This is a genomic window from Clostridia bacterium (assembly GCA_012840125.1).
Taxonomy (GTDB): Bacteria; Bacillota; DULZ01; order DULZ01; family DULZ01; genus DULZ01.
Genome location: DULZ01000091.1, coordinates 1 through 2,054, shown reverse-complemented (window position 1 = coordinate 2,054; position 2,054 = coordinate 1). Strand labels below are relative to the sequence as shown.

Below are 2,054 nucleotides of genomic sequence, written 5' to 3'. Positions count from 1 at the left end.
CTCCCAACCCGCAGGTCCTGCGCTTGAACCTGGAGGACGCCCTGGTGGATACGGGGAGTTTCTACGGCGGTCTTGGGGACCTGCAACCCGGCGATGTAGTGTACGTGGTGCACGATTTGTACGACGGCTGTGTGCTGTTCAAGCTGTAGACAGGGGGGAACCGGTGTGCGGAAATACTTGTTGATCTTTGCCTGTGCATTCTTCTTGCTTGGCTGTGCGGCTGTTCCCGCCTGGGCGGTGGAACTGCACCTGGAGGAAGGGATTTATAACGAACGGGAGTACCAGGAGGTTACCTTTATTACCGGTGAACCGGTGCTGTTAACCGGGACGGTGCAGAAGGGCAGCGGCCGCGGCGGCCGGGTCACCCGCGGCAACACGGGCAGCGGTTTGAGCACGACCTTGACCTATAATCTGCAAAGCCAGGACGGCACCATCAAGCTCACCCGCACCGCTTCCTACTCCTCCACGGCGGAAAGCAAAATGGATAACCGGCAGACCATTTACGTGACGAACCTGGACCGCCTGACGGAAACCATCACCGTGGGCACCCAGCGCTACACCTTAACCGATTACCAGTATTCCAAGTCGGCCCTGGTGGACTCCCAGCCGACGGTGGATTACTTCAGCGGCACCTGGACCAGCCGCAAGACTTACTCCATCGGCGGCAACCGGGGGCAGGTGGTCATCGAGACCTGGGGCGATACGGTGGGCTATGAGCACGCCTGGGGCAGCACGGAAACCCAGCGGATTGACGGCACCATCCGTTTTGATGGGGAAGTGCAGGTGGGAGATGAGGTTTACCGGCAAAACTGGGCGGGCACTTTTAGGATCGATATCTCTTTCAACAAGACGAGGGACTTAACTTATCATGCCAATGAACCTACGCCCATCAGTTTTGCCGGGGGCTACATCGAGACTATTCAAGAAGAGGGAATTCTACGCTACGAAGCCAACCTGCCGGAATTTGACCGCAACGGCCTGGTGCGGAACAGCTGGGGCCGGAAGTACCGCATCGGTGCCGCCCGCTTGGCTACCATGCCCACCCAGCGGTGGCTGCCGGTGCCACCCTTCCGGGACCTGGCCAACCACTGGGCCGAGGGGCCGATTTTGCAGCTGGCCAGCCTGGAGGCTTTTACCACCAAAGGGGATTACTTCGGTCCCCGGCTGGATATGACCCGCGGGGAATTCGCTTATGCCCTGGTGAAACTCCTGGACCTTCAAAAGCAGGACGCTGCCCAGCAGCAAACGCAGGCCGTTGTTAACCCCTTCGAGCGTTTCCGGCAGCAGCAACAGGTGACGGAAGTATCACCTTTCAGCGACGTGTCCACCGACCACCCGGCCTACGAAGCCATCAAAACCATCAGTGAAGTGGGAATCATGGCCGGAGTGACCCCGGGGCGCTTCAACCCCAACGGTTCATTAACCAGAGCGGAAGCCATTACCGCCTTAATCAAGGCCCTGGGTTTTGAACGGCTGGCGCCCTTGCAGAATCCCGTCACACCTTTTAACGATGACCGGCAAATACCCTACTGGGCCCGGGACGCCATCTACGTGGCGGCGGAAATGGGCATCGTGGGCGGCGACGGTTACGGCAACGTCTTGCCCAATCAAACCATGTCCCGGGCCGAAGCCGCGGCGTTCCTGCAGCGGTTTATCAACTATCTCCAACATGACTTGAAAACCGAGTACCGGGAACGGCTGATTAATTTCCGTTAACCCGGACCAAAAAAAGGAAGGTTAGGTTTGCCCCTAACCTTCTTTTGTTGCTCTTGAGTATTCCTGCGCCATCCGGCCAGTCCTCTCGCCATATCCGGGCATGAATCCTGTAACATCCGGGCAGAATTCCTGCCGCATCCGGCCGCGATTCCTGCGACATTCGGCCACTGTTCCTGCCCTATCCGGGCAATAGACCGGCACCTCCAGAATTAATCCTGTACAATGTAGGTAACTACGTGTACAGGGGGAAGAAAGATGAGGTGCGTAGAGCCCGTGAAAGTCATTGAAATCCTAAGACTGACGGAACAGGGATACTCTCAAAGAGAAATTGCCCGTAG

General features: G+C 57.8%; 2 protein-coding genes. Both read left to right on the top strand.

The genetic code is table 11. From position 1 onward, the window contains the following. Positions 1 to 149: hypothetical protein (locus tag GXX34_10445; GenBank protein ID HHW07922.1), on the top strand; the 149-nt coding region annotated here is incomplete at its 5' end. A 16-nt stretch (positions 150 to 165) separates the two neighbouring features. Further along, on the top strand, positions 166 to 1,716 hold the full coding sequence (locus GXX34_10440) for an S-layer homology domain-containing protein (protein HHW07921.1): 1,551 nt from the start codon (positions 166 to 168) through the stop codon (positions 1,714 to 1,716). Positions 1,717 to 2,054 lie beyond the last annotated feature (338 nt).